General features: G+C 60.6%; 28 protein-coding genes. 15 read left to right on the top strand and 13 right to left on the bottom strand.

Features of this window, described 5'->3' with window-relative positions:
• Nucleotides 1-12: 12 nt before the first annotated feature.
• From A6U86_RS25510 to glcF, 4 genes are read left to right on the top strand one after another with little or no spacing between them, the layout of a single operon-like run.
• Nucleotides 13-1,452: an FAD-linked oxidase C-terminal domain-containing protein gene (locus A6U86_RS25510; protein WP_068397875.1), complete on the top strand. Its 1,440-nt coding sequence runs from the start codon at nucleotides 13-15 to the stop codon at nucleotides 1,450-1,452.
• On the top strand, nucleotides 1,449-2,657 hold the full coding sequence (gene glcE / locus A6U86_RS25505) for a glycolate oxidase subunit GlcE (RefSeq protein ID WP_068396886.1): 1,209 nt from the start codon (nucleotides 1,449-1,451) through the stop codon (nucleotides 2,655-2,657). The genes A6U86_RS25510 and glcE overlap by 4 nt, the downstream gene beginning before the upstream one ends.
• A complete protein-coding gene (locus tag A6U86_RS25500; protein WP_068396883.1) occupies nucleotides 2,654-3,385 on the top strand; it encodes an endonuclease NucS domain-containing protein in 732 nt (243 codons plus the stop codon). The genes glcE and A6U86_RS25500 overlap by 4 nt, the downstream gene beginning before the upstream one ends.
• Nucleotides 3,385-4,710, top strand: coding sequence for a glycolate oxidase subunit GlcF (glcF, locus tag A6U86_RS25495; protein ID WP_068396880.1), 1,326 nt, complete (start codon nucleotides 3,385-3,387; stop codon nucleotides 4,708-4,710). Before A6U86_RS25500 ends, glcF begins: the two co-directional genes overlap by 1 nt.
• Here glcF and A6U86_RS25490 read toward each other — a convergent pair.
• From A6U86_RS25490 to A6U86_RS25475, 4 genes are all read right to left on the bottom strand, one after another.
• Complete coding sequence (locus tag A6U86_RS25490; protein ID WP_068396877.1) at nucleotides 4,702-5,049, bottom strand: hypothetical protein; 348 nt, start codon at nucleotides 5,047-5,049, stop codon at nucleotides 4,702-4,704. The two genes, glcF and A6U86_RS25490, sit on opposite strands and share 9 nt — an antisense overlap.
• A gap of 77 nt (nucleotides 5,050-5,126) precedes the next feature.
• A complete protein-coding gene (locus A6U86_RS25485) occupies nucleotides 5,127-5,798 on the bottom strand; it encodes an outer membrane protein (protein ID WP_068396874.1) in 672 nt (223 codons plus the stop codon).
• A gap of 303 nt (nucleotides 5,799-6,101) precedes the next feature.
• The gene (locus tag A6U86_RS25480; RefSeq protein ID WP_068396872.1) at nucleotides 6,102-6,800 is read right to left on the bottom strand and encodes a L,D-transpeptidase; all 699 of its coding nucleotides are present in this window, start codon (nucleotides 6,798-6,800) and stop codon (nucleotides 6,102-6,104) included.
• A 222-nt stretch (nucleotides 6,801-7,022) separates the two neighbouring features.
• Nucleotides 7,023-7,805 carry a L,D-transpeptidase gene (locus tag A6U86_RS25475; RefSeq protein ID WP_068396870.1) on the bottom strand — a complete coding sequence of 261 codons (783 nt, stop codon included), beginning with the start codon at nucleotides 7,803-7,805 and terminating at the stop codon, nucleotides 7,023-7,025.
• Between the two features lie 302 nt (nucleotides 7,806-8,107).
• On the opposite strand from A6U86_RS25475, the gene A6U86_RS25470 reads away from it, so the two are divergent.
• Together A6U86_RS25470 and A6U86_RS25465 are read left to right on the top strand one after the other, a co-directional pair.
• Nucleotides 8,108-8,737 (top strand): DNA-3-methyladenine glycosylase I, encoded by a 630-nt coding sequence (locus A6U86_RS25470; RefSeq protein WP_068396867.1) that lies wholly within the window; start codon nucleotides 8,108-8,110, stop codon nucleotides 8,735-8,737.
• Complete coding sequence (locus A6U86_RS25465; RefSeq protein WP_068396864.1) at nucleotides 8,734-9,255, top strand: hypothetical protein; 522 nt, start codon at nucleotides 8,734-8,736, stop codon at nucleotides 9,253-9,255. The genes A6U86_RS25470 and A6U86_RS25465 overlap by 4 nt, the downstream gene beginning before the upstream one ends.
• 3 nt (nucleotides 9,256-9,258) lie before the next feature.
• On the opposite strand, the gene A6U86_RS25460 is transcribed toward A6U86_RS25465, so the two are convergent.
• Nucleotides 9,259-9,963 (bottom strand): HAD family hydrolase, encoded by a 705-nt coding sequence (locus A6U86_RS25460; protein WP_068397872.1) that lies wholly within the window; start codon nucleotides 9,961-9,963, stop codon nucleotides 9,259-9,261.
• Nucleotides 9,964-10,270: 307 nt separating this feature from the next.
• Between A6U86_RS25460 and A6U86_RS25455 the strand changes: the two genes are divergently transcribed.
• The gene (locus tag A6U86_RS25455; RefSeq protein ID WP_068396861.1) at nucleotides 10,271-11,320 is read left to right on the top strand and encodes an aldo/keto reductase; all 1,050 of its coding nucleotides are present in this window, start codon (nucleotides 10,271-10,273) and stop codon (nucleotides 11,318-11,320) included.
• A gap of 48 nt (nucleotides 11,321-11,368) precedes the next feature.
• Here A6U86_RS25455 and A6U86_RS25450 read toward each other — a convergent pair whose 3' ends face one another.
• Nucleotides 11,369-12,397: an NAD(P)-dependent alcohol dehydrogenase gene (locus A6U86_RS25450; protein ID WP_068397868.1), complete on the bottom strand. Its 1,029-nt coding sequence runs from the start codon at nucleotides 12,395-12,397 to the stop codon at nucleotides 11,369-11,371.
• 109 nt (nucleotides 12,398-12,506) lie between these two features.
• Here A6U86_RS25450 and A6U86_RS25445 point away from each other — a divergent pair, with 109 nt between their 5' ends.
• Nucleotides 12,507-13,409 (top strand): LysR family transcriptional regulator, encoded by a 903-nt coding sequence (locus A6U86_RS25445; protein ID WP_068396857.1) that lies wholly within the window; start codon nucleotides 12,507-12,509, stop codon nucleotides 13,407-13,409.
• Nucleotides 13,410-13,495: 86 nt separating this feature from the next.
• Here the strand turns inward: A6U86_RS25445 and A6U86_RS25440 are convergent, their stop codons facing one another.
• From A6U86_RS25440 to A6U86_RS25430, 3 genes are all read right to left on the bottom strand, one after another.
• The gene (locus tag A6U86_RS25440) at nucleotides 13,496-13,864 is read right to left on the bottom strand and encodes a DUF305 domain-containing protein (protein WP_068396853.1); all 369 of its coding nucleotides are present in this window, start codon (nucleotides 13,862-13,864) and stop codon (nucleotides 13,496-13,498) included.
• 73 nt (nucleotides 13,865-13,937) lie between these two features.
• On the bottom strand, nucleotides 13,938-14,315 hold the full coding sequence (locus A6U86_RS25435) for a hypothetical protein (protein ID WP_068397866.1): 378 nt from the start codon (nucleotides 14,313-14,315) through the stop codon (nucleotides 13,938-13,940).
• A gap of 69 nt (nucleotides 14,316-14,384) precedes the next feature.
• Nucleotides 14,385-14,912 (bottom strand): 2'-5' RNA ligase family protein, encoded by a 528-nt coding sequence (locus A6U86_RS25430; protein WP_068396850.1) that lies wholly within the window; start codon nucleotides 14,910-14,912, stop codon nucleotides 14,385-14,387.
• Nucleotides 14,913-15,037: 125 nt separating this feature from the next.
• On the opposite strand from A6U86_RS25430, the gene hisS reads away from it, so the two are divergent.
• The 3 genes from hisS to hisG all read left to right on the top strand — a co-directional run bounded on the left by hisS (nucleotide 15,038) and on the right by hisG (nucleotide 18,552).
• Nucleotides 15,038-16,561: a histidine--tRNA ligase gene (hisS, locus tag A6U86_RS25425; RefSeq protein ID WP_068396847.1), complete on the top strand. Its 1,524-nt coding sequence runs from the start codon at nucleotides 15,038-15,040 to the stop codon at nucleotides 16,559-16,561.
• A gap of 177 nt (nucleotides 16,562-16,738) precedes the next feature.
• Nucleotides 16,739-17,857, top strand: coding sequence for an ATP phosphoribosyltransferase regulatory subunit (locus A6U86_RS25420; protein WP_068396844.1), 1,119 nt, complete (start codon nucleotides 16,739-16,741; stop codon nucleotides 17,855-17,857).
• Entirely contained in the window at nucleotides 17,857-18,552 is a 696-nt protein-coding gene (gene hisG, locus A6U86_RS25415; protein WP_068396842.1) for an ATP phosphoribosyltransferase, read from the top strand. Before A6U86_RS25420 ends, hisG begins: the two co-directional genes overlap by 1 nt.
• A 72-nt stretch (nucleotides 18,553-18,624) precedes the next feature.
• On the opposite strand, the gene A6U86_RS25410 is transcribed toward hisG, so the two are convergent.
• On the bottom strand, nucleotides 18,625-19,068 hold the full coding sequence (locus A6U86_RS25410; protein WP_068396839.1) for a DoxX family protein: 444 nt from the start codon (nucleotides 19,066-19,068) through the stop codon (nucleotides 18,625-18,627).
• Between the two features lie 213 nt (nucleotides 19,069-19,281).
• On the opposite strand from A6U86_RS25410, the gene A6U86_RS25405 reads away from it, so the two are divergent.
• Nucleotides 19,282-19,989 (top strand): glutathione binding-like protein, encoded by a 708-nt coding sequence (locus tag A6U86_RS25405; RefSeq protein WP_068396836.1) that lies wholly within the window; start codon nucleotides 19,282-19,284, stop codon nucleotides 19,987-19,989.
• A 289-nt stretch (nucleotides 19,990-20,278) separates the two neighbouring features.
• On the opposite strand, the gene A6U86_RS25400 is transcribed toward A6U86_RS25405, so the two are convergent.
• From A6U86_RS25400 to groES, 3 genes are all read right to left on the bottom strand, one after another.
• Nucleotides 20,279-20,725 (bottom strand): hypothetical protein, encoded by a 447-nt coding sequence (locus A6U86_RS25400; protein WP_180226347.1) that lies wholly within the window; start codon nucleotides 20,723-20,725, stop codon nucleotides 20,279-20,281.
• Nucleotides 20,726-21,201: 476 nt separating this feature from the next.
• Nucleotides 21,202-22,839 (bottom strand): chaperonin GroEL, encoded by a 1,638-nt coding sequence (gene groL / locus A6U86_RS25395; protein WP_068396832.1) that lies wholly within the window; start codon nucleotides 22,837-22,839, stop codon nucleotides 21,202-21,204.
• Between the two features lie 72 nt (nucleotides 22,840-22,911).
• On the bottom strand, nucleotides 22,912-23,205 hold the full coding sequence (gene groES, locus A6U86_RS25390; protein WP_034488329.1) for a co-chaperone GroES: 294 nt from the start codon (nucleotides 23,203-23,205) through the stop codon (nucleotides 22,912-22,914).
• A gap of 433 nt (nucleotides 23,206-23,638) precedes the next feature.
• Between groES and A6U86_RS25385 the strand changes: the two genes are divergently transcribed.
• The 3 genes from A6U86_RS25385 to A6U86_RS25375 all read left to right on the top strand — a co-directional run bounded on the left by A6U86_RS25385 (nucleotide 23,639) and on the right by A6U86_RS25375 (nucleotide 25,814).
• Complete coding sequence (locus A6U86_RS25385) at nucleotides 23,639-24,487, top strand: TIGR01459 family HAD-type hydrolase (protein ID WP_068396829.1); 849 nt, start codon at nucleotides 23,639-23,641, stop codon at nucleotides 24,485-24,487.
• A 15-nt stretch (nucleotides 24,488-24,502) separates the two neighbouring features.
• On the top strand, nucleotides 24,503-25,486 hold the full coding sequence (locus A6U86_RS25380; RefSeq protein WP_068396827.1) for a bifunctional riboflavin kinase/FAD synthetase: 984 nt from the start codon (nucleotides 24,503-24,505) through the stop codon (nucleotides 25,484-25,486).
• 130 nt (nucleotides 25,487-25,616) lie between these two features.
• Nucleotides 25,617-25,814, top strand: a complete 198-nt coding sequence (locus A6U86_RS25375; protein WP_068391887.1) for a DUF3311 domain-containing protein — start codon at nucleotides 25,617-25,619, stop codon at nucleotides 25,812-25,814.
• The last annotated feature ends 12 nt before the right edge of the window (nucleotides 25,815-25,826 follow it).

Raw genomic sequence — 25,826 nt, 5'->3', positions numbered from 1 at the left:
GAGGAGGACGGCATGTCCGAGGCTATTTCATTTCTGGAGCCGCGAGCCGACGTTCTCGCCCGCCGCAGCGCCATCGTTGCCGATCTCGCTGATCTTCTCGCGCCCGAATGTCTCGTTCATGAGGCACGAGAGCTCGTGCCGTTCGAAACGGATGCCTTCGTCTCCTATCGCCGCGTGCCGCTGGCCGTTGCACTGCCGCGTTCGACAGCCGAGGTAGCGGCCGTCATGAAATATTGCCACCGATACGGCATTCCCGTCGTGCCGCGCGGCGCCGGCACCTCGCTCTCCGGCGGCGCCATTCCGCAGGAGGATGCCGTCGTTCTCGGTCTTTCCAAGATGAACCGCATTCTCGACATCGATTTCGCCAATCGCACGGCGACGGTCCAGGCCGGCGTCACCAACCTGCATGTTTCCGAGAGCGTTTCGGCCGACGGCTTCTTTTACGCGCCCGATCCCAGCTCACAGCTCGCCTGCACCATCGGCGGCAATATCGGCATGAATTCTGGCGGCGCCCACTGTCTGAAATATGGCGTCACGACCAACAATCTGCTCGGCGTCAAACTGGTGCTGACCGACGGCACCGTCATCGATCTCGGCGGTAAGGCCCTGGATGCGGCGGGTTACGACCTGCTCGGCCTCGTTTGCGGCTCCGAAGGCCAGCTCGGTATCGTCACCGAGGCGACGGTGCGGTTGATCGCCAAGCCGGAAGGTGCGCGACCGGTGCTGTTCGGCTTCGACACCTCGGAAGAGGCGGGCGCCTGTGTGGCCGATGTCATCGCGGCCGGCATCATCCCGGTCGCCATCGAATTCATGGACAAGCAGGCGATCGAGATCTGCGAGGCCTTTGCCCATGCCGGATATCCGCTTGATGTCGGGGCGCTGCTGATCGTCGAAGTCGAGGGTTCAGAAGCCGAAATGGACGATATGCTGAAAAGCATCGTCGACATTGCCCGCAGCCATAACGTCAAGACCGTGCGCGAATGCCAGTCGGCGACGGAGGCGGCGCTGATCTGGAAAGGCCGCAAATCTGCCTTCGGCGCCACCGGACGCATTGCTGACTATATCTGTATGGACGGCACGGTGCCGCTGAGCCAGCTCTCCTATGTCCTGCAGAAGACCACCGAGATCGTCGATCGCTACGGCCTGCGTGTCGCCAATGTCTTCCATGCCGGCGATGGCAACATGCACCCGTTGATCCTGTTCGATGCCAATGACCCAGAGGAGGCTGCCAAGGCCGAGGCAGCCGGCAACGATATTCTGCGGCTCTGCGTCGATGCCGGCGGCTGCCTCACCGGGGAACATGGCGTCGGCATCGAGAAGCGCGACCTGATGCGGCATCAATATGCTGAGGTCGATCTCGCCCAGATGATGTCGGTGCGCGCGGCTTTCGATCCGGGCTGGATCCTCAACCCCTCCAAGGTCTTCCCGCTGGACGGACGCAACGCGGCATGAGCGAATTCTATCCGAAGACAGAGGAGGACGCGGCCTCCATCATCAGCGACCACGCGGCGCGCGGCGCAGCCCTGGCGATTGTCGGCGGCAATACGCGTTCGGGCTTCGGCAATGCGGTTGCGGCCGAAGCCAAATTGTCTTCGCGCGATCTCACCGGGATCGTCGCCTACAATCCGGGTGAGATGGTGATGACCGCGCGGGCGGGTACGCCGGTTGCCGAGATCGAGGCTGCTTTGGCCAATGCTGGCCAGATGATGGCCTTCGAGCCGATGGACCATCGGCCGCTGATGGCGACCGAGGGCGAACCGACGATCGGCGGCGTTTTCGCGGCCAATATCTCCGGCCCGCGCCGCTTCGTCAGCGGTGCCGCGCGCGACAGCCTGCTCGGTATCCGCTTCGTCAATGGCAAAGGTGATATCGTCAAGGCCGGCGGCCGGGTGATGAAGAACGTCACCGGCCTCGATCTGGTCAAGCTGATGGCCGGCTCGCACGGCACGCTCGGCCTCTTGACCGAGGTGACCTTCCGCGTGCCCCCGCGACCGAAGACGGAGGAGACCATCGTTGTTTCCGGCCTCAATGATGCCGAAGCGGCGGAAGCCATGGCGGCAGTCATGGCCATGCCGCTCGATGTCTCAGGCGCCGCACACTTGCCGCTGACCGTCAGCTGGAATTTTATCGACGGCAAATTGCCGAGGGCCGAAGCGACCGCTCTGCGCATCGAAGGCTTGCCGGGATCGGTTTCGGTCAGGGCCGAGAAGCTGGCCGCCGCCTTGCTGCACCATCTGGGCCCGGTCACACGGCTCGCCGAAGCGGAAAGCCGCCGGCTTTGGCGGGAGATCCGCGATGTTAAGCCCTACGCCGACAGTACGACGCGGCCTGTCTGGCGCGTCTCGGTCGCGCCCGGTACCGGCCATAAACTCGTCGCCGCCCTTCGCCTCGAAGCGGGTGTCGATGCCTATTATGATTGGCAGGGTGGTCTTGTCTGGATGCGGATGGAAGCCGAGCCGGAAGGTGATGTGCTGCGCCGCTACATTCACGCACTCGGTGGCGGCCATGCAACGTTGATGCGTGCAACGCCGGCCCATCGCGCGATGACACCGGCCTTTCAGCCGCAGCCCGATGCCGTGGCGCTGCTTTCGGCGCGCGTGAAGGAAAAATTCGACCCGGCAGGGATTCTCAATCCGGGGAAGATGGAGCGCCTATGAGAGCGGACTACGGTGAGTGGTTGAAGGAACAGGAGTACAGCGAAAATACTCAGGCTGCGCAATTGCACCGTGTGGGAAAAGTTGAGCACTACTATGGAAATCTTGATCAGCTATTGGGGGAAGCATACGACAAACTCATTTCTGAGCTGACGTATTCTACGGCTGATGAACGTAGCGGAAAACCAAATCCAAGTAAGATTCCGTTCGATGGTAATATAAGAAACAATCTCCAATCCTACAAAAATGCCATCGTCCGCTACAGAAAGTTCCTTCTCGATCGACGAGAGGTGAGAGACGAGATTACACCGACACTTGTGTCCGCAATTGCGGAAGAGCTGCCTTTGGAAAAGCAACGGCTTTCATTGGAGCGGGATATGCAGGCCGCCTTGCGTCGCGAGATCGGCTTGCTCGAACCAGGTTTGCGGATAGTCGATGACGGTGCTGAACGTGCAGTTGCATCAGGTTTTATCGATATTCTCTGTCAAGACGCCGCCAATGCGACCGTTGTGATTGAATTGAAAGCAGGTAAAACCGATGCCCGGGTTGTTGGCCAAATCTTAGGCTATATGGGTGATATCATGGAAGAGGATGATGTCACCTCGGTCAGGGGTGTCATTATCGCTCATGATTTCGACAAAAGGACGCTTTCCGCAGCAAAGGCTGTACCTAACTTGAAGCTCATTCGATACTCAATCTCCTTTCGCTTCGAAGCTGAAGGGGGATTTTAGTGCAAACCAATTTCACCCCTTCCCAGCTTGCCGATCCGCATGTGGCCGAGTCCGAGGCTATCCTGCGCAAATGCGTGCATTGCGGCTTCTGCACCGCCACCTGTCCCACCTATGTGACGCTCGGCAACGAGCTCGATAGCCCGCGCGGCCGCATCTATCTCATCAAGGACATGCTGGAGAACGGCAGGGCAGCCGATGCCGAGGTGACGACGCATATCGACCGCTGTCTTTCCTGCCTCGCCTGCACCACGACCTGTCCTTCAGGCGTCGACTATATGCATCTGATCGACCACGCCCGCGCCCATATCGAGAATACCTACAAGCGCCCGCTGATGGATCGGTTGATCCGTAATGTGCTGGCCGCCGTGCTGCCTTATCCCGGTCGCTTCCGACTGGCTCTGCAGCTCGCGCGTCTCGGACGGCCGCTGAAGGCTGCGTTTAGGCGTGTTCCCTCCCTGAAGCCCTTTGCGGCGATGCTTGATCTTGCACCGCGCAGCATTCCGACGCCGTCCCCCTTTGCAAAGCCCGGCCGGCACACTGCACAGGCGGAGCAGCGCGGGCGTGTCGCGATCCTGACGGGCTGCGCCCAGCCGGTGCTCGATCCGGGGATCAACGAGGCGACTATCCGCCTGCTGACGCGTCTTGGTGTCGAAGTGGTTGCGCCACAGGGCGAGGTCTGTTGCGGCTCGCTGGTGCATCACATGGGGCGGGAAGAGCAGGCTCTTGCAGCCGCTCGTGCCAATGTCGATGTGTGGATGCGCGAGATCGAGGCAGGCGGCCTCGATGCGATCATCATCACCGCATCCGGCTGCGGCACGACGATCAAGGACTACGGGCATATGCTGCGTCTCGATCCCGCCTATGCCGATAAGGCTGCCAGGGTTTCGGCGCTCGCCAAGGACATCACCGAATATCTGGCGAGCCTCGATCTTCCTTCGCATATGCCGCGCGGAATCACGGTCGCCTATCACTCCGCCTGCTCCATGCAGCATGGCCAGAAGATCACCATGGCGCCAAAGCTCCTGCTGAAAACGGCAGGCTTTACGGTTCGCGATCCGGCGGAAGGCCATCTCTGCTGCGGTTCGGCCGGCACCTACAACATTATGCAGCCGGAGATCTCGGCCGAATTGAAGGCGCGCAAGGTGAGGAACCTCGAAGCGACGAAGGCCGATGTCATCGCCACAGGCAATATCGGCTGCATCACGCAGATCGCGACGGGAACGGGTATTCCCATTCTGCATACTGTCGAATTGCTGGATTGGGCCTATGGCGGCGACATGCCGGCCAAGCTCAAGGGGCTGGAGCCGGCGGCAGCGCTAATGTAATTTTTCGGGCTCTCCCGAACGGTGCGCCTGCCATTCGCTCTCGAATTTCTCGGCAGCGATACGTGTCATGCTGATGCGCTCCTGCCCCTCCTCGAAGAAGAGGCCGTCCACCAGGCCAGCGATGCCGTCGTAGAACGAGCCTTCGACCAGGCTGGTGATGCGCCGCTTGTTAAACCCCAGCAAGGCAACATCGACAACCGCCATGCATTGCCGGCGGCCGTCGGCAAAGACATCGATAAGCCGCGGAACGTCGCCGGCGGTATCGACCTCGTAATAGACGACGACGGGCTCCTCGCTTTCGGGATGGATCCAGTCACATTGATAATAGGACAAGCTCATGTGCGGTTTCATAGCACATGATCCCCTCCGCCTGAACTGGCTTGAGGGGATCGATTGCGCTTGTCAGGGCAATATTTTTAGAAGTTGAAGGAGACGCCGAAGTTGAGGGCGTGGGTGAAGACCCGGGTCTTCAGCGTGTCGCCGCTGTCGATCGAGACATCGTTCACGAAATTATAGTTGCCCTTGTATTCCACGAAGGTCGACCAGTGCTTGGCGAACTGGTAGCTGACGCCGGCCTGTGCCTGCAGCGACGGGCCGCCGAACTGATAATCGAAGGTGGTGCCCGATGCGCGCGTGACTTCGACATGCGGCACGTTGATGCCGGCGCCGAGGCCGACATAGGGCGTCCAACTGCGGCCCGGGTCCTGAAAGCGATAGAGCGCGTTGAGCGTCAGCATGTTCAGGCCGTCGGTGAACTCGAAATGCGACCAGCCGGGCGTGTTGCCGAGATCGCCGTAGACTTTGGCGTGGGTATAATCGAGCGACACGCCCCAGTTCGGCTTGTCGAACTGGTCAAGCCACCAGATGCCGCGGAAGCCGAAATAGGGAGGCATCTTGAAGGATTTGCCCGACCAGTTCGGGTCGAAATTGGCGCCATCCGACGTGGTCACATTGCCGCCGGTTGCGCCCTGGACGCCGCCATAGGCTGAAAACTGCATTTCCGCCGAGGCTGTGCCGGCGGCAAGTACGAATGCTGACGTGACAATCGCGGCCAAGGCCGGCTGCCTGATACGAAATGCGCGATGCATGTGGAATCCCCCGATGCCAAACTGCCGCCATCTAAGCGCGCTTCCATGACACTTCTATTGCGGTCACTGGTCGCCAGAGGCCGCTTACGGGGGAGAACTGACAGTCAACTGAATGCAAATGGCCGTTTTCCGACAGACCGGTGCAATAAGTTTCCGGCTGTAACAACGGCGCAACAGTGCTCATCGTCAGCCAGGCAGGTGGTCCGGGGGCAAGGTGGTTCAAGCGCCTCGAGCCATGATCCGGCATAGCCGGCGGCTCGAGGCGCTTTTGATCGTTGAATTCGGTCGGGATCGGTGGGGCCGTCAGCCGCCGAACAAGGTTCTCAGCACATCGACACCGCGGTCCTGATAGCTGACCTCGCCCTGCTTGTTGCCGGGACCGACGACGATGACCTTGGTGCCGATCGGAACCCGATCGTAGAGATCCGTGACATCCTTGTTCATCATGCGGATGCAGCCGGAAGACATGTTGAGGCCGATGCTCCAGGGCTGATTGGTGCCATGGATACGGAAGGCCGTGTCATTGCCGTTGCGGTAGAGATACATGGCGCGCGCACCGAGCGGATTATCCTCTCCGCCTTCCTGATAGGCCGGCAGCTTGTGGCCCTTCTTGGCCTCGCGGATGCGCATTTCCGGCGGCGGCGTCCAGCCCGGCCATTCTGCCTTGCGGCCGACCTTGACCACGCCCGACCATCCGAAGCCCTCGCGGCCGACGCCGATGCCATAGCGTCTCGCGCGGTTATTGCCTTCGACGAGATAGAGATACTTGTTGTTGGTATCGATGATGACGGTGCCCGGCGCCTCGCTGGTCGCCAGCCTGACCAGCCGGCGCTGGAACTGCGGCTTGATCTGGCCCTGCGGCTCCATCGCAACCCGGATCACATCGCTGCGTGTGGCAGGCGCCGTGGAGGGCGCGGAGGCGGTAAAGGCAGCGGCGTTCGAGGCCGCAAGAAGACATGCCGCAGCGACGCCAGTCGCTACGACGGATAGTATTGTTTTCATATGATATTCCCCTCGCTCATTTCAGGAGGAAATTACCGGAACCTGCGAGGGGATCAAGATCAAATTGCCCGACGCAAAGACCGACCCAGAAATGTGCCCCTCTCTTCTATGAGCGAGAGAGCTATAGCCTAACAATAGTGCAGAGCAAGAGGAGGTCGGCGCGGCGAGTTTTGGGGTCGTAATCGCCCATGCCCGCCGCACGTCTTTCGGTTTGCCTGCCGATCACATCACGATAACGCGGGTGCCGACCTTCACGCGGTTATAGAGGTCGGTGACGTCTTCGTTGCGCAGGCGGATGCAGCCTGAGGAGACGGCGCTGCCGATCGTCCAGGGCGCATTGGTGCCGTGGATGCGGTAGAGGGTGGAGCCGAGATACATGGCGCGCGCACCGAGCGGATTGGCTTCGCCGCCTTCCATGTGTGCCGGCAGATAGTGTCCCTTTGCCGCTTCGCGTGCCACCATTTCGGATGGCGGCGTCCAATCCGGCCATTCCTGCTTGCGGGTGACGGTATGGGCGCCTGCCCATTCGAAGCCGGGCTTGCCGACGCCGACGCCATAGCGCCGTGCCTTGCCGCCGTCCATCACCAGGTAGAGGAAGCGGTTGTTGGTATCGATGACGATGCTGCCGGGCTTTTCCTTGGTCTGGTAGTCGACGATCTGCGGCAGGAATTGCGGATCGATCTGGCCGCGGATGGCCGGATATTGTGGGCGGACCATGGCGACTTGCTGGACGGGGCGCGAGAACAGCCCGCGCGGCTGCACGACCTGACGAACCTGCGGGTTGGCCTGCTGCTCGACCGCCGGATTGGCGACACGTCGCGTGCCCGGGCGAACGGGATAGACGACCGGCTGCACATTGCCGCCGCCGAGCTGCATGACCCAGGGAGCAGTCAGATCGGGGCTGACGATGACGGGCGGGCGCGTCTGGTAGCGGTCATTGGCGAAGGCGGTTGAGGCGAGCAGGCTCAAGGCGCCGGCGGCGCATAGAATGGCGTGTTTCATCATCGGACAAACTCTCTACACATGGGCCGAAGATGGGCGCGAAAGCGCCCGTTCATGACCATGGTGCCACTTGGGCGCGAGCGAATGGTAAACATCTGTTCATCAAAATGCCGGGAAGCCGATAAACCTTTGTCAGGGTTACCGCCTGGTTTGGAAAGATGGTTTGCAAGTGGTAAATCATGAATCGGAATGCGCGATCGTCCGAATGCGCCTACGATTTTAAATGTTTGATGGATCTGGTTTTATCCGATAATTGCTTACCAGCTTCCAGTGGTATGCGCTGAAATGGGAGACGAATCGCTAAAATGGCCGAAACGGGCATCATCACCGGTGAGGATGGCAAGGACCGCTGCTTCTGGCACGGCAATCTCCCGGAATATCAGCGCTATCACGATGAGGAATGGGGTCGTCCCGTTGTCAGCGATATCAGGCTGTTCGAAAAGATCTGCCTGGAGGGTTTCCAGTCTGGTCTCTCGTGGCTGACTATCCTGCGCAAGCGCGAGAATTTCCGCGCGGCCTTCGCCGGTTTCGATTTCGAGAAGGTCGCCAAATTCGACGAGGCGGATATCGAACGTTGCGTCGCCGATGCCGGCATCATTCGCCATCGCGGCAAGATCGTTTCCACCATCAACAATGCCCGCCGCGCCATCGAGCTGCGTTCGGAATTCGGATCGCTCGCCCGCTATTTCTGGAGCCAGGAGCCGACCGCTGCCGAGCGCCCGGAGATCTTCGATCTTGCGCATCTGCGCGCCAACCCGACATCGCCGGCTTCCGTGCGCATTTCGAAGGATCTGAAGAAGCGCGGCTGGACATTCGTCGGCCCGACGACGGTCTATGCCTTCATGCAGGCCATGGGCCTCGTCAACGATCACATAGAGGGTTGCTTCTGCCGCAAGGAAGTCGAGGCGCTGCGTTGCGCATTGGTGCGCCCATGAGAGTTCTTGGTCTTTCCCTGATCGTCCTAGCGCTTCTTGGCGGCAGGACCGCCTATGCGGAGGATGCCCAACAGCAATTGCAGATGCCGGAACTCGACCGGGGAGAGAAGATCGAGAAGATCGCCCTCCCGGCCGTGCTGGAGAAATTGACGGGCTGGACGAAGTTCGGCAAGGGCAAGGTCTACATGCTGCCGCTGAAGAAGGGCCAGCATGTGCGGATCACCTTCAGCTCGAAGAGCAAATATACCTATATGGCGATCTTCGATCTGTCCTCGAACGACGATGAATCCTTCTTCGGCACGGACGAGGACGGCAACACCGCCGATGTCACGGTCAACGAAGATACGACCTGGCTGATCAAACCCTATTACTCCCGCGTCACCCGCCGTCGCGGGCTCGGCGCTCCCTATGAGATCCTCATCGATCCCAATCCGCCGGCCGCACAGCAGACGCCCGCCGATCAGCAGAAGGATCAGGGACCGATGCTTTTCCCGCCGCGCTCCAAGCAGGGGCAGTAAAGCTTAAGACAGGCCCTCAATGACCGCCGCCAGTTCCCCGAGATGTCCGATCTTGCGGAAGCGTGGGGCTTCAGTTGGTTCCTCGACATGTTCGAAGGACCAGGTGAGCTCATGCGGCACGAAGACGCCGTAGCTGCCCGCGGCAAGTGCCGGCACGATGTCCGATTTCAGCGAATTGCCAATCATCATCGCCCGCTCCGGTCCGTCGCCGACTTTGGAAAAGATGCGGCGATAGGTGGAGGCGTTCTTGTCCGAGACGATCTCGATCGCATCGAAGAGATCGCCGAGACCGGATTGGGCAAGCTTGCGCTCCTGATCGAAAAGATCGCCCTTGGTGATCAGCACCAGCAGATAGGTGCCGGACAGCGCTGTCAGCGTCTCTCGGACATGCGGCATTGTCTCGACGGGATGGGCCAGGAGGTCGCGGCCGATGTCGAGGATCTGTGCGATCACGGTCGCCGGCACTTCGCCCTCGGTAATCTCGATGGCCGTCTCGATCATCGACAGCGTGAAGCCTTTGATGCCGAAGCCGTAATGGCGCAGGTTGCGTTTTTCCGCCTCCAGCAGGCGCGCCGAAATACGGTCGCTATCGGCGTGGTCGGCCAGCAGATCGGTGAACTGAACTTCCGTGAGCCGGTAAAACTGTTCGTTCTGCCAGAGCGTGTCGTCGGCATCGAAGCCGATGGTTGTCAGCGGGCGTTGCGTCATCGGCATTTCCGTTCTGCGTATGAGATGAATGCTGGAATCTATCCTGTGCCGGGTCGGAAGCAAGAGCGAGTGCCTGGTAACCGCATCGTGATCGGTCGGAGGTCTCGCGTTGAAATCGGATTCCGGTGCATTATGTCGATGCTGTCTCGATCGCAACGGCGCAGCGCCGGGCCTCGATGACTGTCTTCTGACCTCTCCACGGCGGCGCGGACAAGCGGCTGCCATGCCGGGGCCAATTATATAGCCAAGAGATAAGAACTCACAGACTGGAAGTCTCTTCCGGCTGACCACAAGGGAATTTTCTCCTATGCGTTACAATCAACTCGGTAATACCGGCCTGTTCGTCTCCGAGCTTTGCCTGGGCACGATGACCTTCGGCGAAGCCAATCCCAACAGCCCCTGGGGCTCGATCGCCGATGTCGACCAGGCGCTCGCCGACAAGATCGTCGAAAGCTCGCTCGCTGCTGGCATCAATTTCATCGATACCGCCGATGTTTATTCGCAGGGCAACTCCGAAAAGCTGCTTGGCCAGGCGCTCAAGAACCTCGGCGTTCCCCGCAAGGATGTCGTCATCGCCACCAAGGTCTATGGCGTCATGGGCGACAAGCCGAACGATCGCGGCGCGTCGCGCGGCCATATCATGGACTCCGTACAGGCAAGCCTCGACCGCCTGCAGACTGATCATATCGACCTCTACCAGATCCACGCGACCGATACCGTCACGCCCATCGAGGAAACGCTGCGGGCGCTGGATGATCTCGTGTCGCGCGGCCTCGTGCGTTATGTCGGCGTCTCAAACTGGCAGGCCTGGCGCATCGCCAAGGCGCTTGGCCTGTCGGAACGTCGCGGCTTTGCCCGCTTCGAGACGGTTCAGGCCTATTATTCCATCGCCGGCCGCGATCTGGAGCGCGAGATCGTGCCGCTGATGGCGGAGGAAAAGCTCGGCCTCATGGTCTGGTCACCGCTCGCCGGCGGGCTACTGTCCGGTAAGTATGGCCCAGGCGCTCCCGGCAATGGCGAGGGCCGCCGCGCCAGCTTCGATTTCCCGCCTGTCGACAAGGACCGTGCCTGGGCCTGCGTCGCCGCCATGCGCGACGTCGCCGAGAAGCATGGTGCAAGCGTCGCGACCGTGGCGCTCGCCTGGATCCTGGCAAAGCCCTTCGTGACGTCAATCATCATCGGTGCCAAGCGTCTCGACCAGCTCGCCCAGAATCTCGCTGCCGTCAGGCTGAAGCTCGATGCCGAAGATATGGCCAAGCTGGATGAAGTCAGCGCGCTCACGCCAGAATATCCCGGCTGGATGCTCGCCCGCCAGGGTGCGCAGCGCGTGCCGCAGCCGTTCGAGCCGAAGGCCTGATATCACGCAAGGGTCGGGCCGCCGCTTTTCACGGCGGCCCGGCTGTTATCACAACTCGATGACGATCTTGCCGAAGGCGCCGCGATCGAGATGATCGAAGGCGGCCGGAACTTCGCCAAAGGCATAGCGATGGTCGATGACCGGCTTCAGCTCGATAGTGTCGACGGCGCGCACAAGATCCTCCAGCGCCCGGCGATGGCCGACGCCGATGCCCTGGACGACGGGGGATTTCAACAGCAGCGGCCCCACCGGGCCGGAAATGTCGAAACCTTCCAGCACGCCGATGACGGAAATGCGGCCATGCGGCACCACCGCCTTCAGCGATCGGCCGAAATTCGATCCACCGGCAATTTCAAAGATATGGTCGACGCCGCGATCATTGGTAAGGCGGTACACCTCCTCCACCCAGTCGCCGGCATTGCGGTCGATGCCGTGATGGGCGCCGAGCGCCTTTGCCCGGGCGAGCTTTTCCGGGCCCGAGGAAGTTACGAACACCTCGGCTCCCTGCGCGGCGGCAATCTGCAGGCCGAACAGCGCGACCCCACCCGTTCCCTGCACCAGCACTCGATCACCGGCCTTGACGTTGCCGCGTTCCACCAGTGCGAACCACGCGGTCAGGCCGGCGCAGGGCAGGGTGCTGGCCTCGCCATGGTCGAGGCTTTTCGGTGCGGCGACCAGCCAATCCTCAGAAAGTGCGACATATTCGGAGAGCATGCCGGGATAAAAGCCGCCGAGCGTCCGATAGGGAGGGTTGCGGGCAGTGCCGTGCGGCGGCTTGCCATCGATCCAGCCCGGATTGAAGGTCGAGATGACCCGATCTCCGACCGAAAACCGGGTGACATCGTCTCCCACCGCCTCAACGACGCCCGCCATGTCGGAGGCCGGCACGAAGGGAAACTTGATGTCCAGCCCCATGCCGGTCTCGCGAACGAGCTTGTCGCGATAGTTCAGCGAAACGGCTTTGACCCGCACGAGGACTTCGCCGCGTGCAGGTGTCGGCACCGCCGTTTCAGTCAGGTTCAAGGGAGCGCCGACACGGATCGTATCGAGGGTCCAGCGCTTCATGCTTTTCGTCATCATCATCTCCTGGGAGGAATGGAAGCAGGAAGATGACTATATCGTTGCCTAGTGGTCGCCAGTGGCGATATTAATTCCACTAACTGGTTCCCTAGAGGAAGCAATCGCGATGAATGACATGCTCAACGGTATTCCCGAATTTGTGGAGGCAGTCGAGGCTGGTGGCTTCTCGGCGGCTGCGGCGCGCATGAACCTGTCGCGCTCGGCCATCGGCAAGACCATTGCCAGGCTGGAGAAGCGCCTGAACGTTCGCCTGTTTCACCGCACCACCCGCATGCAGAGCCTCACGGACGAAGGTCAGGCCTTCTATGAGCGCTGCCGCCGGGCGCTGGACGAGATACAGTCCGGCGAGGCCATGCTGGAATCAGGCAAGCGCGAAGTGACCGGACGCCTGCGCATCTCCATGCCCGTCCTGTTCGGCCGTTGCTGCGCCGCCCCGCTGCTGTTGGAACTGGCCCGCATTCACCCCAAGCTCGAACTGGACCTGTCCTTCAGCGACCGTGTCGTCGATCTGTTCGAAGAAGGCTTCGATCTAGCCGTTCGCAATGGCGTGCTGCGCGACGAGGCGGGTCTTGCCGCCCGCAAGATCACCTCAACTCGCATGGTGCTTTGCGCGTCTCCCGACTATCTCGCCGCCAGAGGCATGCCCCAGACCGTCGCCGATCTCGCCGGTCACGAGCTGATTGCGTATGGCCGATCCGGCGAGGCGAAGAAATGGATCTTCCTGCAGGAGGACGGCTCGGCCGTTGAATATTTTCCGGCAACGCGCCTGCGCTTCGATGATCTGGAGGTCCTTGCACAGGCGGCGGCATCTGGAATGGGGATCACCTGGCTGCCCTGCTGGCTGGTGCGTGACCACATATCGGCCGGCAGGCTTGTGCCGGCGCTGAACAATGCTTCCAGCCGGGCGGTGAACATCTATCTGGTCTGGCCGCAGACGCCGCAGCTTCCGTTGAAGATGCGGGTGGTGATCGATTTGCTGGCCGAGCGCCTGCCGCAGATCATGGATTGAGCGGTTTACGAGAGCCGTCCGCTTCCAGCTGCGGGTGAACGCCCGAAAGAAGGGAGGCGGATGGCCGCCTCCCTTCCTTGTCAAGATTACTTGCCGTGCTTCTTCAGCCAGGCGTTCATTTCCTTGATCTCGGCTTCCTGTGCGGTGACGACGGCCTGCGCCAGTTTGCGCAGTTCCGGATCCTTGCCATATTTCAGCTCGATCTTGGCCATGTCGATCGCACCCTGATGATGCGGGATCATGCCGCGGACGAAATCCGCATCGGCATCGCCGCTATAGGTGATCATCATGTCCTTGTGCATCTTGCCCATGGCGTCGTTGAACGCCTTGCTGGAGGCGCCCTGATCGCCCATCGGCTTGCTCATGTCCATGCCCGACATGTCGTCGGCGAGGGCAGGCAAAGTGAGTGCGAAGGCGAAAGCGCCGGCGAGGATGAGAGTTCTTGAGATAGACATAGGTGTCCTTTCCGTTTCTGGACGGTATCTGAAAGTGAGCGGAAAGCCGCTCCTGCGATAAAACAGAGGATCGTCAGACGAAACGGGGAGGCGGAGCCATCGGCTCCGGGCGAGAGCCTGCAAGGCGTTGGCCAAGCGCTGGCACCGGATAGGAGAACAGATGCTTGCCGCCGGCAATCGCAAGCGTTGGCGTCAGGGCGAGACAGGCGGCACAGGACGCCACATGTGCCATGCCGCCGGCACAAGGATTTTCCGGCTTCTTGTCCTGATGCTGCACCATGTCGCCATGGCCGGCCATGCCAGGCATATCGGCCATTCCATCATGCATGCTCATGGTCGAAGCGGTGGGCGTGGCGATGGCGGAATCGCAGACGGGACAGTTCGCAAGCGCCGGCATGGCGCCGTAGAACAGCCAGGCAATCACCATCGTCAGGATCGCAAAGAACCGCATACCCAAGAACCTAGCTGCGCTCGCCGCGAAGGCAAGCGCAAATTGCATCATCCGAATATTGAAAGTGGATCAAGGCAGCAGTTTGACTTCTCTCAGGATTTCGACCGGAGGAAAGCTTATGCAATCCACCGCATCGAAGGTGAGTGTAAATCGCGCTTCTGTTCCCGCCGCCCATGTCAGCGCCTGCTCCGCGGCGCTTGCTGGAATCTTCATCGCGATCGTGCAATGCGGCTGCCAGCGATCCGGGCGCGAATGTTCATGGCAGAGGGCAGGGTCGATCTCCTCGTGAATGGCATGGTGTATCTGCCTTAAGACACGATCGTCCGCGGGGCGCGCCCAAAGCACCAGCATGTCGTTTGGAAAATGATCGATACCGGAAAATTCGACCGATAGGGGCGGCGTCCTGCCGAAGGCTTTTTGCGCCGTCGCGAAAAGCAAGGGCACGTCGATATCCTGATAGACCGCAAAGGTCAGATGCGGCGGATAGTGCAGCGCCTCCATCGACGGAACGGTTTCGAACCGGCTGGCCTCCCGCCAGAGATCCGTGACGGGAGTGGCAGAGGCATTCGAACATTTCAAGACAATCGCGTATGGCATGGCGTCCCTGTCGCTCTCTCGGGCTTTTATCGGCTTTGATGGCCGTTAACATATAACAATCCTTGCCGCATTCCGCCCAATCCGCTAGTTAACCGCCACTGTTCCCGTACCGGATTACCCTACAGATGAGCGACAAGCAGAAGAAACCACAGAAGCTCAAGGCCCGCCTGCCGCGTGGCTTTGTCGATCGTTCCGCCAGCGACATTCGCGCGGTCAACGAAATGACCGCAAAGATCCGTGCGGTTTACGAGCATTATGGTTTCGATCCCGTCGAAACGCCGCTGTTCGAATATACCGATGCGCTCGGCAAATTCCTGCCCGATAGCGACCGGCCGAACGAAGGCGTGTTCTCGCTTCAGGATGAAGACGAGCAGTGGATGTCGCTGCGCTACGACCTGACGGCGCCGCTTGCCCGTCATGTCGCGGAGAATTTCAACGAGATCCAGCTTCCCTACCGCACCTATCGCGCCGGCTATGTCTTCCGCAACGAGAAGCCGGGCCCGGGTCGTTTCCGCCAGTTCATGCAGTTCGATGCCGATACCGTCGGTGCGCCGGGCGTGCAGGCCGATGCAGAAATGTGCATGATGATGGCCGACACGCTGGAAGCCCTCGGCATCAAGCGCGGCGACTATGTGATCCGCGTCAACAACCGCAAGGTTCTAGACGGTGTTTTGGAAGCAATCGGCCTCGGCGGCGATGAGAAGGCCGGCCAGCGCCTGAACGTGTTGCGCGCCATCGACAAGCTCGACAAGTTCGGCCCCGAAGGCGTGGCATTGCTGCTCGGTCCCGGCCGTAAGGATGAATCCGGCGACTTCACCAAGGGTGCCGGCCTTGATGCCGGGCAGATCGACAAGGTGCTCTTCTTCGTCGGCATCAAGGATTATGCCGAAAGTGCCGCACAGCTCGCCGAGCTGGTCGCCGGCACCTCGAATGGCGTCGAGGGCGTCGATGAATTGAATTTCATCGGCAGCCTCGTCACCAGCGCCGGTTATCAGTCCGATCGTATCAAGATCGATCCTTCCGTCGTGCGCGGCCTCGAATATTACACCGGTCCGGTCTATGAGGCCGAGCTGCTGTTCGATGTCACCAACGAGAAGGGCGAAAAGGTCGTCTTCGGCTCCGTCGGCGGCGGTGGCCGTTATGATGGGCTCGTCTCGCGATTCATGGGCCAGCCGGTGCCGGCTACGGGCTTCTCCATCGGCGTCTCGCGCCTGATGACGGCGCTGAAGAACCTCGGCAAGCTCGGCGTGGAAGAGGTGATCGAGCCCGTGCTCGTCACTGTCATGGACGGTGATGTCGAGGCGATGGGCCGCTATCAGCGCTTCACGCAGCAATTGCGCGCCGCTGGCATTCGCGCCGAAATGTTCCAGGGCAACTGGAAGAAGTTCGGCAACCAGCTGAAATATGCTGACCGTCGCGGCTGCCCGATCGCCATCATCCAGGGCGGCGATGAGCGCGCGCAGGGCGTCGTCCAGCTCAAGGACCTGATCGAGGGCAAACGCCTCTCCGGCGAGATCGAGGACAATGCCAGCTGGCGTGAAGCCCGCGTCGCGCAGGACGTTGTGCCGGAGGCAGAATTGGTTGCCAAGGTACTGGAAATACTGGCGGCACAGGCGGAAGATCGCAAGAGGGCGAACGGTAATGTCTGAGTCGATTGGGCAGTCTTGCTTTCTCCTTCTCCCCTCGGGGAGAAGGTGGCCCGAAGGGTCGGATGAGGGGGGCTCTCGATTCGGGAAAGCTATCCTTCGCGTCACGCTCAGGCTCCGCCCCCTCATCCGCCCTGTCGGGCACCTTCTCCCCGCTGGGGAGAAGGGGGGAATAGCTGCATGCCCCTGATCAACCTCCCGAATTTTGCCAGCGACCTGCTGGATGAATTCTCGGTCCGCCGGACGGAGCGGGTGGATACGCCCATCATCCAGCCGGCCGAGCCGTTTCTCGATATGGCCGGCGAAGATCTGCGCCGTCGCATCTTCATGACCGAAAGCGAAACCGGCGCCAGCCTTTGCCTGCGCCCAGAATTCACCATTCCCGTCTGCCTGCGCCATATCGAAACCGCCACCGGCACGCCGAAGCGCTATTCCTATCTCGGCGAAATCTTTCGCCAGCGCCGCGAAGGCGGCCATGAATTCTATCAGGCCGGCATAGAGGATCTTGGCGACCGCGATACGGCAAGCGCCGATGCCCGCGCCATTGGCGACGCCATCGCCATTCTCACCCGCGTCGTGCCCGGCAAGGCATTGTCCGTGACCCTGGGTGATCAGGCCGTGTTCGAAGCCGTCGTGCAGGCACTTGGGCTGCCTTCCGGCTGGCAGAAGCGCCTGATCCATGCCTTCGGCAACATGATGCAGCTCGAAACCATGCTGGCGCGTCTGGCAAGCCCGCAGCCGGTCACCGGGCTTGACCCGCATGTGCTTGACTACCTGAACCGCGGCGACGAGCAGGGGCTGGTGACGCATATCGACAGCACCATGCAGGCGACAGGCTATTCCACCAATGCCAGCCGTTCGCCGCAGGAGATTGCGCGCCGTCTTCGCGAGAAGCTGGTTCTTTCGGAAACCCATCTCGACGACGCTGCCTTCGGCGTGCTGGAGGAGTTTCTGTCGCTGAGCGTGCCACTGGCGGATGCTTCGGCGGCGCTGGCAGGCTTTGCCGATGCGGCGGGCCTCGAGCTGAAAACGGCCCTGAAGGGTTTCGACGCGCGTGTCGGGGCTCTTACCAATGCCGGCGTCGATACATCGATTATCGACTATCGTGCCGCCTTCGGCCGTCCGCTCGATTATTATACCGGCCTCGTCTTCGAAGTGACGGTGGAGGGATCGACGGCGGTGCTCGCCGGCGGCGGCCGCTTCGACCGGCTGATGACCCTGCTCGGCGCCAAGGACCATATTCCGGCAGTCGGCTTCGCGCTCTGGCTCGACCGCATCGAAACAGCGAGGGCAGCCTGATGACCATTACCATCGCGCTTCCCTCCAAGGGCCGGATGAAAGACGATTGCTCCGCGATCTTCGAGCGCGCCGGCATGCCCATCGTCGCCGTCGGCAATGACCGTTCCTATCGCGGCCGTGTCGAGGGTTGGGATGGTGTGGAAATCGCCTTCCTGTCGGCCTCGGAAATCTCGCGTGAAATCGGCAATGGCAGCGTCGATTTCGGCGTCACCGGCGAAGACCTCGTGCGCGAAGGCATGGCGGAGGCGGATCGTCGCGTCGAATTCTCGGCCCGCCTTGGCTTCGGCCATGCCGATGTCGTGGTCGCCGTGCCGGATATCTGGCTCGACGTCGACACCATGGCCGATCTTGGCGATGTCGCGGCCGATTTCCGGGCCCGTCATGGCCGCAGGCTGACGGTCGCCACCAAATACTGGCGGCTCACGCAGCAGTTCTTCTCCAGCCAGCACGGCATCCAGCTCTATCGCATCGTCGAAAGCCTTGGTGCGACCGAAGGTGCGCCGGCCGCCGGCTCCGCCGATATCATCGTCGATATCACCTCGACGGGCTCGACGCTCAGGGCGAACCATCTGAAGGTGCTGTCGGATGGTACGATCCTGCGTTCCGAGGCCTGCCTGGTTCGCGCCCGCAAGCCGAGCCACGAAGGCGATCCCATGATTGCGCGCATCGTCGCTGCCGTGCGCGCCGCTCTCTGAGTTTCATAAGGCTCAACATGAAAAAGCCCGCCGGAGTTTCGGCGGGCTTTTTCTTTTGGAAGAGGTGGTAGATCAGGCCGTGGCGTAGGCACCGCGGCGTGCGTCGAGCGAATAGACGCCAGCGCCGTTGGTGGCGAGCGAGATGTAGGCGCCGGCCAGCGTGATGTTCTTCAGGAAGTTGACGAAGTTCAGGCCGTTGATCCAGCCGTTGGCGGCAGCCGGGAAATCCGGAACATTGACGGTCGGCAGGTGGAAGACGATGCCGGTGAAGACGCAGAAGGCGGCCAGCAGCCAGCCGACGATGCGGACCTGGAAGCCGATCAGAACGCAGACGCCCGTGACGAATTCGAAGGTGCCTGCGAGATAGGTGAGCAGTGTTGCGTAGGGCATGTTGGCGCCGGCGATCATGCCGGCCGTGCCTGCGGGATCGGTCAGCTTGCCGAAGCCGGCGAAGATGAACATGAAGGCGAGCAGAATGCGCGCCACAAGAATGATGATGTTGTTGGTGTTGGACATGACAGTCTCCGATGAAAGCGGTTAAGTCGGTGGCGACAATTTCTGGAGACACATATTCGTGATTTCCGGGGAGTTGAAAAGATAAACAACTGCGCACGATTAGTTCACAATCATTGAACAATCACTGCCCCTGATCGCTCTTCCCATACGCGCCGTATCGGCTATGGTAGCGCCAATTCACTCGCCAAATCATAGCTTTCAGGAGCAAGCCCCATGGCCGATCTGTCGTCTTTCCCGATCACGAAGCGCTGGCCCGCCAGCAATTCCGATATCATCCAGCTCTATTCGCTGCCGACGCCCAATGGCGTCAAGGTGTCCATCGCGCTCGAGGAACTGGGTCTTCCCTATGAGCCGCATCTGGTTTCCTTCGGCACCAACGACCAGAAGTCGCCTGAATTCGTTTCGCTGAACCCGAACGGCCGCATCCCCGCAATCATCGATCCCAATGGCCCGGACGGCAAGCCGATCGGCCTGTTCGAATCCGGTGCGATCCTGGTCTACCTCGCCGAGAAGACCGGCAAGCTCATGCCCAAGGACGCGGCCGGCCGTTATGAGGTGCTGCAATGGGTGTTCTTCCAGATGGCGGGTGTCGGCCCGATGTTCGGCCAGTTCGGCCACTTCTTCAAATTCGCTGCCGACAAGGTCGCCAACAACCCCTACCCAGTGGAGCGCTACCGCGATGAGGCCAAGCGCCTGCTCGGCATTCTGGAAGAGCGCCTGACGGGGCGTCAGTGGATCATGGGCGATGAATATACCATTGCCGATATCACCACCTTCCCCTGGGTTCGCGGTGTCGACGTCTTCTATGGTGGTCGCGAGGTGCTCGAATTCGATAAATTCCCTGCCGTCATGGCCTGGCTGGAGCGTGCCGTTGCGCGCCCCGCAAGCCAGCGCGGCCTGAACGTTCCGAAGCGGGATTGATTGGTTCCGACCTCTTGGAAGCAGGTCAGCACTGGGAACTCCTTCTCCCTTCGGGGGAGAAGGTGGCCCGAAGGGCCGGATGAGGGGGGTAATCTCGCTCTGAACCCATCGGCTTTTGTGCTCTTTGCGTCCCCCTCATCCGCCTGTCGTCCCCTTCTCCCCGAGGGGAGAAGGGGACGCGGCACCGATCTTACCTCATATGCAATTGCCTCCTACCGCTCGCGGGGTGAGGGGCCAGGCACGCAAGTGCGGCGATGATGAATTTACCTGACCATCATCGGCAATGCTTTTATTGCCGGGTTGCCAGCTGGCTGCCCGGCTCCAGCTTGAAGCGCGGAAACAGGAAGACACCGGCCATGCTGCCGGCATGTTTTCCCTCCGCGGCGATGGACTCGCCGACGCAGAAGATCGGCTGGCGATGGCCGTTGGTGCCAAGCGTCATGGTGGAATAGCAGAAGCTGGACGTTGCCGTGGCCGCCTGTTCGAAAAGATCGAGGATGCGCACGCGATCCTGCGCATCGTAGCTGTGCATTAGGCTCAGCAGGCCGCATTCCGAAGAACTGAGCCCATGCAGCATGGTGCTCCATTGCCCAAGCCTGATGATCCCGCTCGAAAGATCGCCGGTCCAGCCCTCGGAAACGCAGAACTGCGCCAGGATCTCGGGGTTGTGACTGTCAAACGCCAGCGAACCCGGCGCAAATGGTGCGGCAAAATTTGCTTTGGCAATCTTGAACAAGCTGATCCCCACTTGGGCGCACGGGTCCCCTGCGCGCTTCGTTTGAATTCCCACGCCATCCGATGGAAGGTCTGCCGCCTGTCGCATCGTCATGAGCAAAACGAAGCCGCATCTCCGCAATTGCCATTTTCAACGATGCATTCGGATGGTGATCCGACCGGTTAAGTCATTTTCAAGTAATAAATTCGGGCAACCCCAATACCCACGGCCATGGTCATACCAATGCGTAGGTTAAGCTTGGCCAAAAGAAGTAAAATTTGCGTGCATTGCAGCTAATTCCCCAAAATCGCTGCGCTGCGAGTTATAGGGGCTTTTTTGAAAACGGCAATGGGCGAATTGCATGAATTTGCATTGACCGGAATGCTCGCCAAGCTTGTTGCCAGGTCATCATGACACAATAAAAAGGGCGGCCCGAGAGCCGCCCTTCGTCAATTCCGGATGTCGGAATGAACAATCGCAATAAGGCGAAGGCCTTATTACATCATGTCCATTCCACCCATGCCGCCCATGCCGCCAGGCATAGCCGGAGCGTCCTTCTTCGGCAGCTCGGCAATCATGGCTTCCGTGGTGATCAGCAGCGAAGCAACCGAAGCTGCGTTCTGCAGGGCCGTGCGGACAACCTTGACCGGGTCGACGATGCCCATGGCGATCATGTCGCCATATTCAGACGTCTGGGCGTTGTAGCCGTAGTTGTCTTCGTTCTTGTCGAGAACCTTGCCGACAACGATCGAAGCTTCGTCACCAGCGTTTTCAGCGATCTGGCGAACCAGCGACTGCAGGGCGCGGCGAACGATGTTGACGCCAGCTTCCTGGTCCTGATTTTCACCCTTGACGGTGATCTTCGTGGACGAACGCAGGAGAGCGATACCACCGCCCGGTACGATGCCTTCCTGAACAGCAGCGCGCGTCGCGTTGAGAGCGTCGTCGATGCGGTCCTTCTTTTCCTTGACTTCAACTTCCGTCGAGCCGCCAACGCGGATAACGGCAACGCCGCCAGCGAGCTTGGCAAGACGTTCCTGCAGCTTTTCGCGGTCGTAGTCAGAGGTGGTTTCTTCGATCTGAGCCTTGATCTGGGCAACGCGGCCTTCGATGTCGGACTTCTGGCCAGCGCCGTCGACGATCGTCGTGTTTTCCTTGGAGATCGAAACCTTCTTGGAACGGCCGAGCATGTCGAGGGTAACGGACTCGAGCTTGATGCCGAGGTCTTCGGAGATGACAGTGCCGCCCGTGAGGATGGCGATGTCTTCCAGCATGGCCTTGCGGCGATCGCCGAAGCCAGGAGCCTTGACAGCAGCGATCTTCAGGCCGCCGCGCAGCTTGTTGACGACGAGGGTCGCAAGAGCTTCGCCTTCTACGTCTTCAGCGATGATGAGGAGCGGCTTGCCGGTCTGAACGACAGCTTCGAGAACCGGAAGCATGGCCTGCAGGTTCGAAAGCTTCTTCTCGTGGAGCAGGATGAACGCGTCTTCGAGATCGGCGATCATCTTTTCCGGGTTGGTTACGAAGTAGGGGCTGAGGTAGCCGCGGTCGAACTGCATGCCTTCGACGACTTCGAGTTCGGTTTCGGCGGTCTTGGCTTCTTCAACCGTGATGACGCCTTCGTTGCCGACCTTCTGCATGGCTTCAGCAATATCGAGACCGATCTGCTTTTCGCCGTTTGCCGAGATCGTGCCGACCTGGGCGACTTCTTCCGACGTGTTGATCTTCTTGGCCTTGGCCTGGAGATCCTTGACGACTTCTGCAACAGCGAGGTCGATGCCGCGCTTCAGGTCCATCGGGTTCATGCCGGCTGCAACAGCCTTGGCGCCTTCGCGAACGATAGCCTGGGCAAGAACGGTTGCAGTCGTGGTGCCGTCACCGGCGACGTCGTTGGTCTTCGAAGCAACTTCGCGGACCATCTGGGCGCCCATGTTTTCGAACTTGTCTTCGAGTTCGATTTCCTTGGCGACGGAAACGCCGTCCTTGGTTATGCGCGGAGCGCCGAAGGACTTATCGATAACGACGTTACGACCCTTCGGGCCGAGCGTGACCTTCACTGCGTCGGCGAGGATATCAACGCCACGGAGCAACTTCTCGCGAGCGCTGCGGCCGAATTTTACTTCTTTAGCTGCCATATCTAAAACTCCTGAATTCGCATTGGCCGGGTTTATGGCCCGTCAGCTGTATCGGAAAGGGAACCGGCTGGATTAGCCGATGATACCCATGATGTCGGCTTCCTTCATGATGAGAAGGTCTTCGCCGTCAAGCTTGACTTCGGTGCCCGACCACTTGCCGAACAGGATGCGGTCGCCAGCCTTGACGTCGAGCGGGATGACCTTGCCGGATTCATCACGAACGCCGGAGCCGACGGCGACGATTTCGCCTTCCTGCGGCTTTTCCTTGGCGGTATCGGGAATGATGATACCACCCTTGGTCTTTGCTTCGGATTCAACGCGACGAACAACGACGCGGTCATGAAGGGGGCGGAAATTGGTTGCCATTGTCTAATCCCTCGATCAAATGACTTCACGGATCAGCGGGGGATCCGTATGGGCTTTGTTAGCACTCAGCATAGGCGAGTGCTAGCGACGCTGATTTAGGGGTGGGTAGCAGGCGAGTCAAGAACAGCACTGTGAAATTTTTGCGGCGTGCCATGGCTTGTTTCGAGGATGTTTAACGGCGTTGGTCGCCCTGTGTAGCATGCTATTGCAAGGTTTACCCGCTTCGCCCTGTCACGTTTGAGGGTTCTCCGGTCCTTCGGGCCGACGGCTTTGCCGATCTGCCGATGGCGCCGGCCCGTCATTTGCCGCCTCGTCAGGCGTTCCTTCATCTGGCTGCCGAAGGCGGGTGCAATGCAAAAACCTGCGTAGCGCTCTTGTAATTTGCCGGCCGGTTTGCGATGTCAGCCCGTGATTTATCTGAGGTGAGGACTGCATGGGCAAACGTATCGAAAGCTTTCGCGAGATTGGCGGACTTTATGATGTTGCGCTCTGCGATGTCTGGGGTGTGCTGCACAACGGTGTTTCCGCCTATAAGGAAGCGTCCGTCGCGCTGGAGGCCGCCCGCGGCGAGGGCCTGACCGTCGTGCTCATCACCAATTCCCCGCGCATCGCTCCCAGGGTGGTCGAGCAGTTGCGGGCGATCGGCGTTCCCGACAGCGTTTACGATCGCATCATCACCTCGGGTGATGTGACGCGCAAGCTGATTGCGGAAGGCCCGAAGAAAGTCTTCCTGCTCGGCCCAGAGCGAGACATCGGCATCCTTGAAGGGCTTGATGTGCAGCGCGTCGAGGCAAATGAAGCCGAAAGCATCGTCTGCACCGGTTTCTTCGATGACGAGACCGAAACGCCTGACGATTACACCGACATGCTGACGGCCTGGTCCGCCCGCAACGTGCCGCTCATCTGCGCCAATCCCGATCTCGTGGTCGAGCGCGGTCACCGGATGATCCCCTGCGCCGGCGCCATGGCCGCCTATTATGAGCGCCTCGGCGGCCAGACACGCATCGCCGGCAAGCCACACCAGCCGATTTATGACGCGGCGATTGCCGCCGCCCGTGAAGTTCGTAGCGAGTTTCCGCTGTCGCGTGTCGTTGCGATCGGCGATGGCATGCCGACCGATGTGCGTGGCGCGCTCGATTACGGCCTCGATCTTCTTTACGTCAGCCATGGTATCCACGCCCGCGAATATGTCGTCGACGGTCACACCGACGAAGCGGCCCTTGGCGCCTTCCTGGCGCGCGAGCAGGCATCGCCGAAGTGGTGGATGCCGCGCCTTGTCTGAGGGGAGTGGTAGCCGATGACCGTTTTCCATCGCAACGAGACCCGCGAGCCGCTTCCCGAGGCTCTGAAAGGCGGCGTCGTCGCCATCGGCAATTTCGACGGCGTGCATCGCGGTCATCAGTCGGTCCTCAACCGCGCGCTGGAGATTGCCAGGGAACGTGGCGTTCCCGCCCTGGTGCTGACCTTCGAGCCGCATCCGCGCACGGTCTTCAAGCCGGATCGGCCTGTCTTCCGTCTGACGCCGGCGCCGCTGAAGGCGCGCCTGCTGGAAGCTATCGGCTTCAATGCCGTCATCGAATATCCGTTCGACCGCGCATTTTCGCAGCGTTCCGCGGATGAATTCGTCCATTCTATCCTCATCGACTGGCTGCAGGCATCCGAGGTCGTCACCGGCTTCGATTTCCATTTCGGTCATGATCGCCAGGGCGGCCCTGCTTTCCTCATGAACGCCGGCAGCCACAATGGTTTCGGCGTGACGCTGATCGACGCCTTTCGCGACGAGAATGCCGAGGTTATCTCTTCCAGCCGTATCCGCGCGTTGCTGGCCGAAGGCGAGGTCGCTGAGGTCGCCGGCATGCTCGGATACCGCTACACCGTCGAAGCGCCCATCATCGGTGGTGAGAAGCTCGGCCGCACCCTCGGTTTCCCCACGGCCAACATGCAGCTCCCGCCGGAAATATCGCTGAAGGCCGGCATCTATGCCGTCAGGTTCCGTGCAGCCGATGGCGTCATCCGTGATGCTGTTGCCAGCTATGGCCGCCGCCCGACCGTCACCGACAATGGCGCGCCGCTGCTCGAGACCTATGTTTTCGATTTCAGCGGCGATTTATACGGTCAGATCTGTTCCGTTTCCTTCTTCGGCTATCTCCGTCCTGAATTGAAGTTCGAGGGCCTTGATCCCCTGGTCGCGCAGATCCGCAAGGATGAAGAAGAGGCGAGGGCGCTGCTCGCCGGCGTCAGGCCGCTTGGCGATATCGACCGGTCAATCGCCTTTTCCTAATGAATGTAGGGGATTGCGCCCCAGGATTGCAGCCGCGCAATATTTTTTTGCTTTGAGCTGCCAGGCAGATGCTGCAATGCTCATGTTGCCGGGTGCGAGTCGCCGCGCCCGCTTCCGAAAGGCGCACAATATGGACAAACGCTTTGGGACGGCGGCCTGCTGGCTGCTGGTGATACCGTATATAGGCTTGCTCTGGGTGCCGTTTTACAACAGCCACGATCCGGTCTTGCTGGGCTTTCCGTTCTTCTACTGGTACCAGCTCGCCTGGGTGCCGATCACCGCGTTCCTGACCTGGATCGCCTATCGGAGCATGCGCCATGATGACTGAGATCGATCCGAC

Origin of the sequence: Rhizobium sp. AC27/96, from assembly GCF_001692325.1 — a bacterium.
In the GTDB taxonomy this organism is placed as follows: Bacteria; Pseudomonadota; Alphaproteobacteria; order Rhizobiales; family Rhizobiaceae; genus Rhizobium.
Note: the sequence above shows the minus strand (reverse complement) of the source record. Positions and strands in the feature narration are given on the sequence as shown.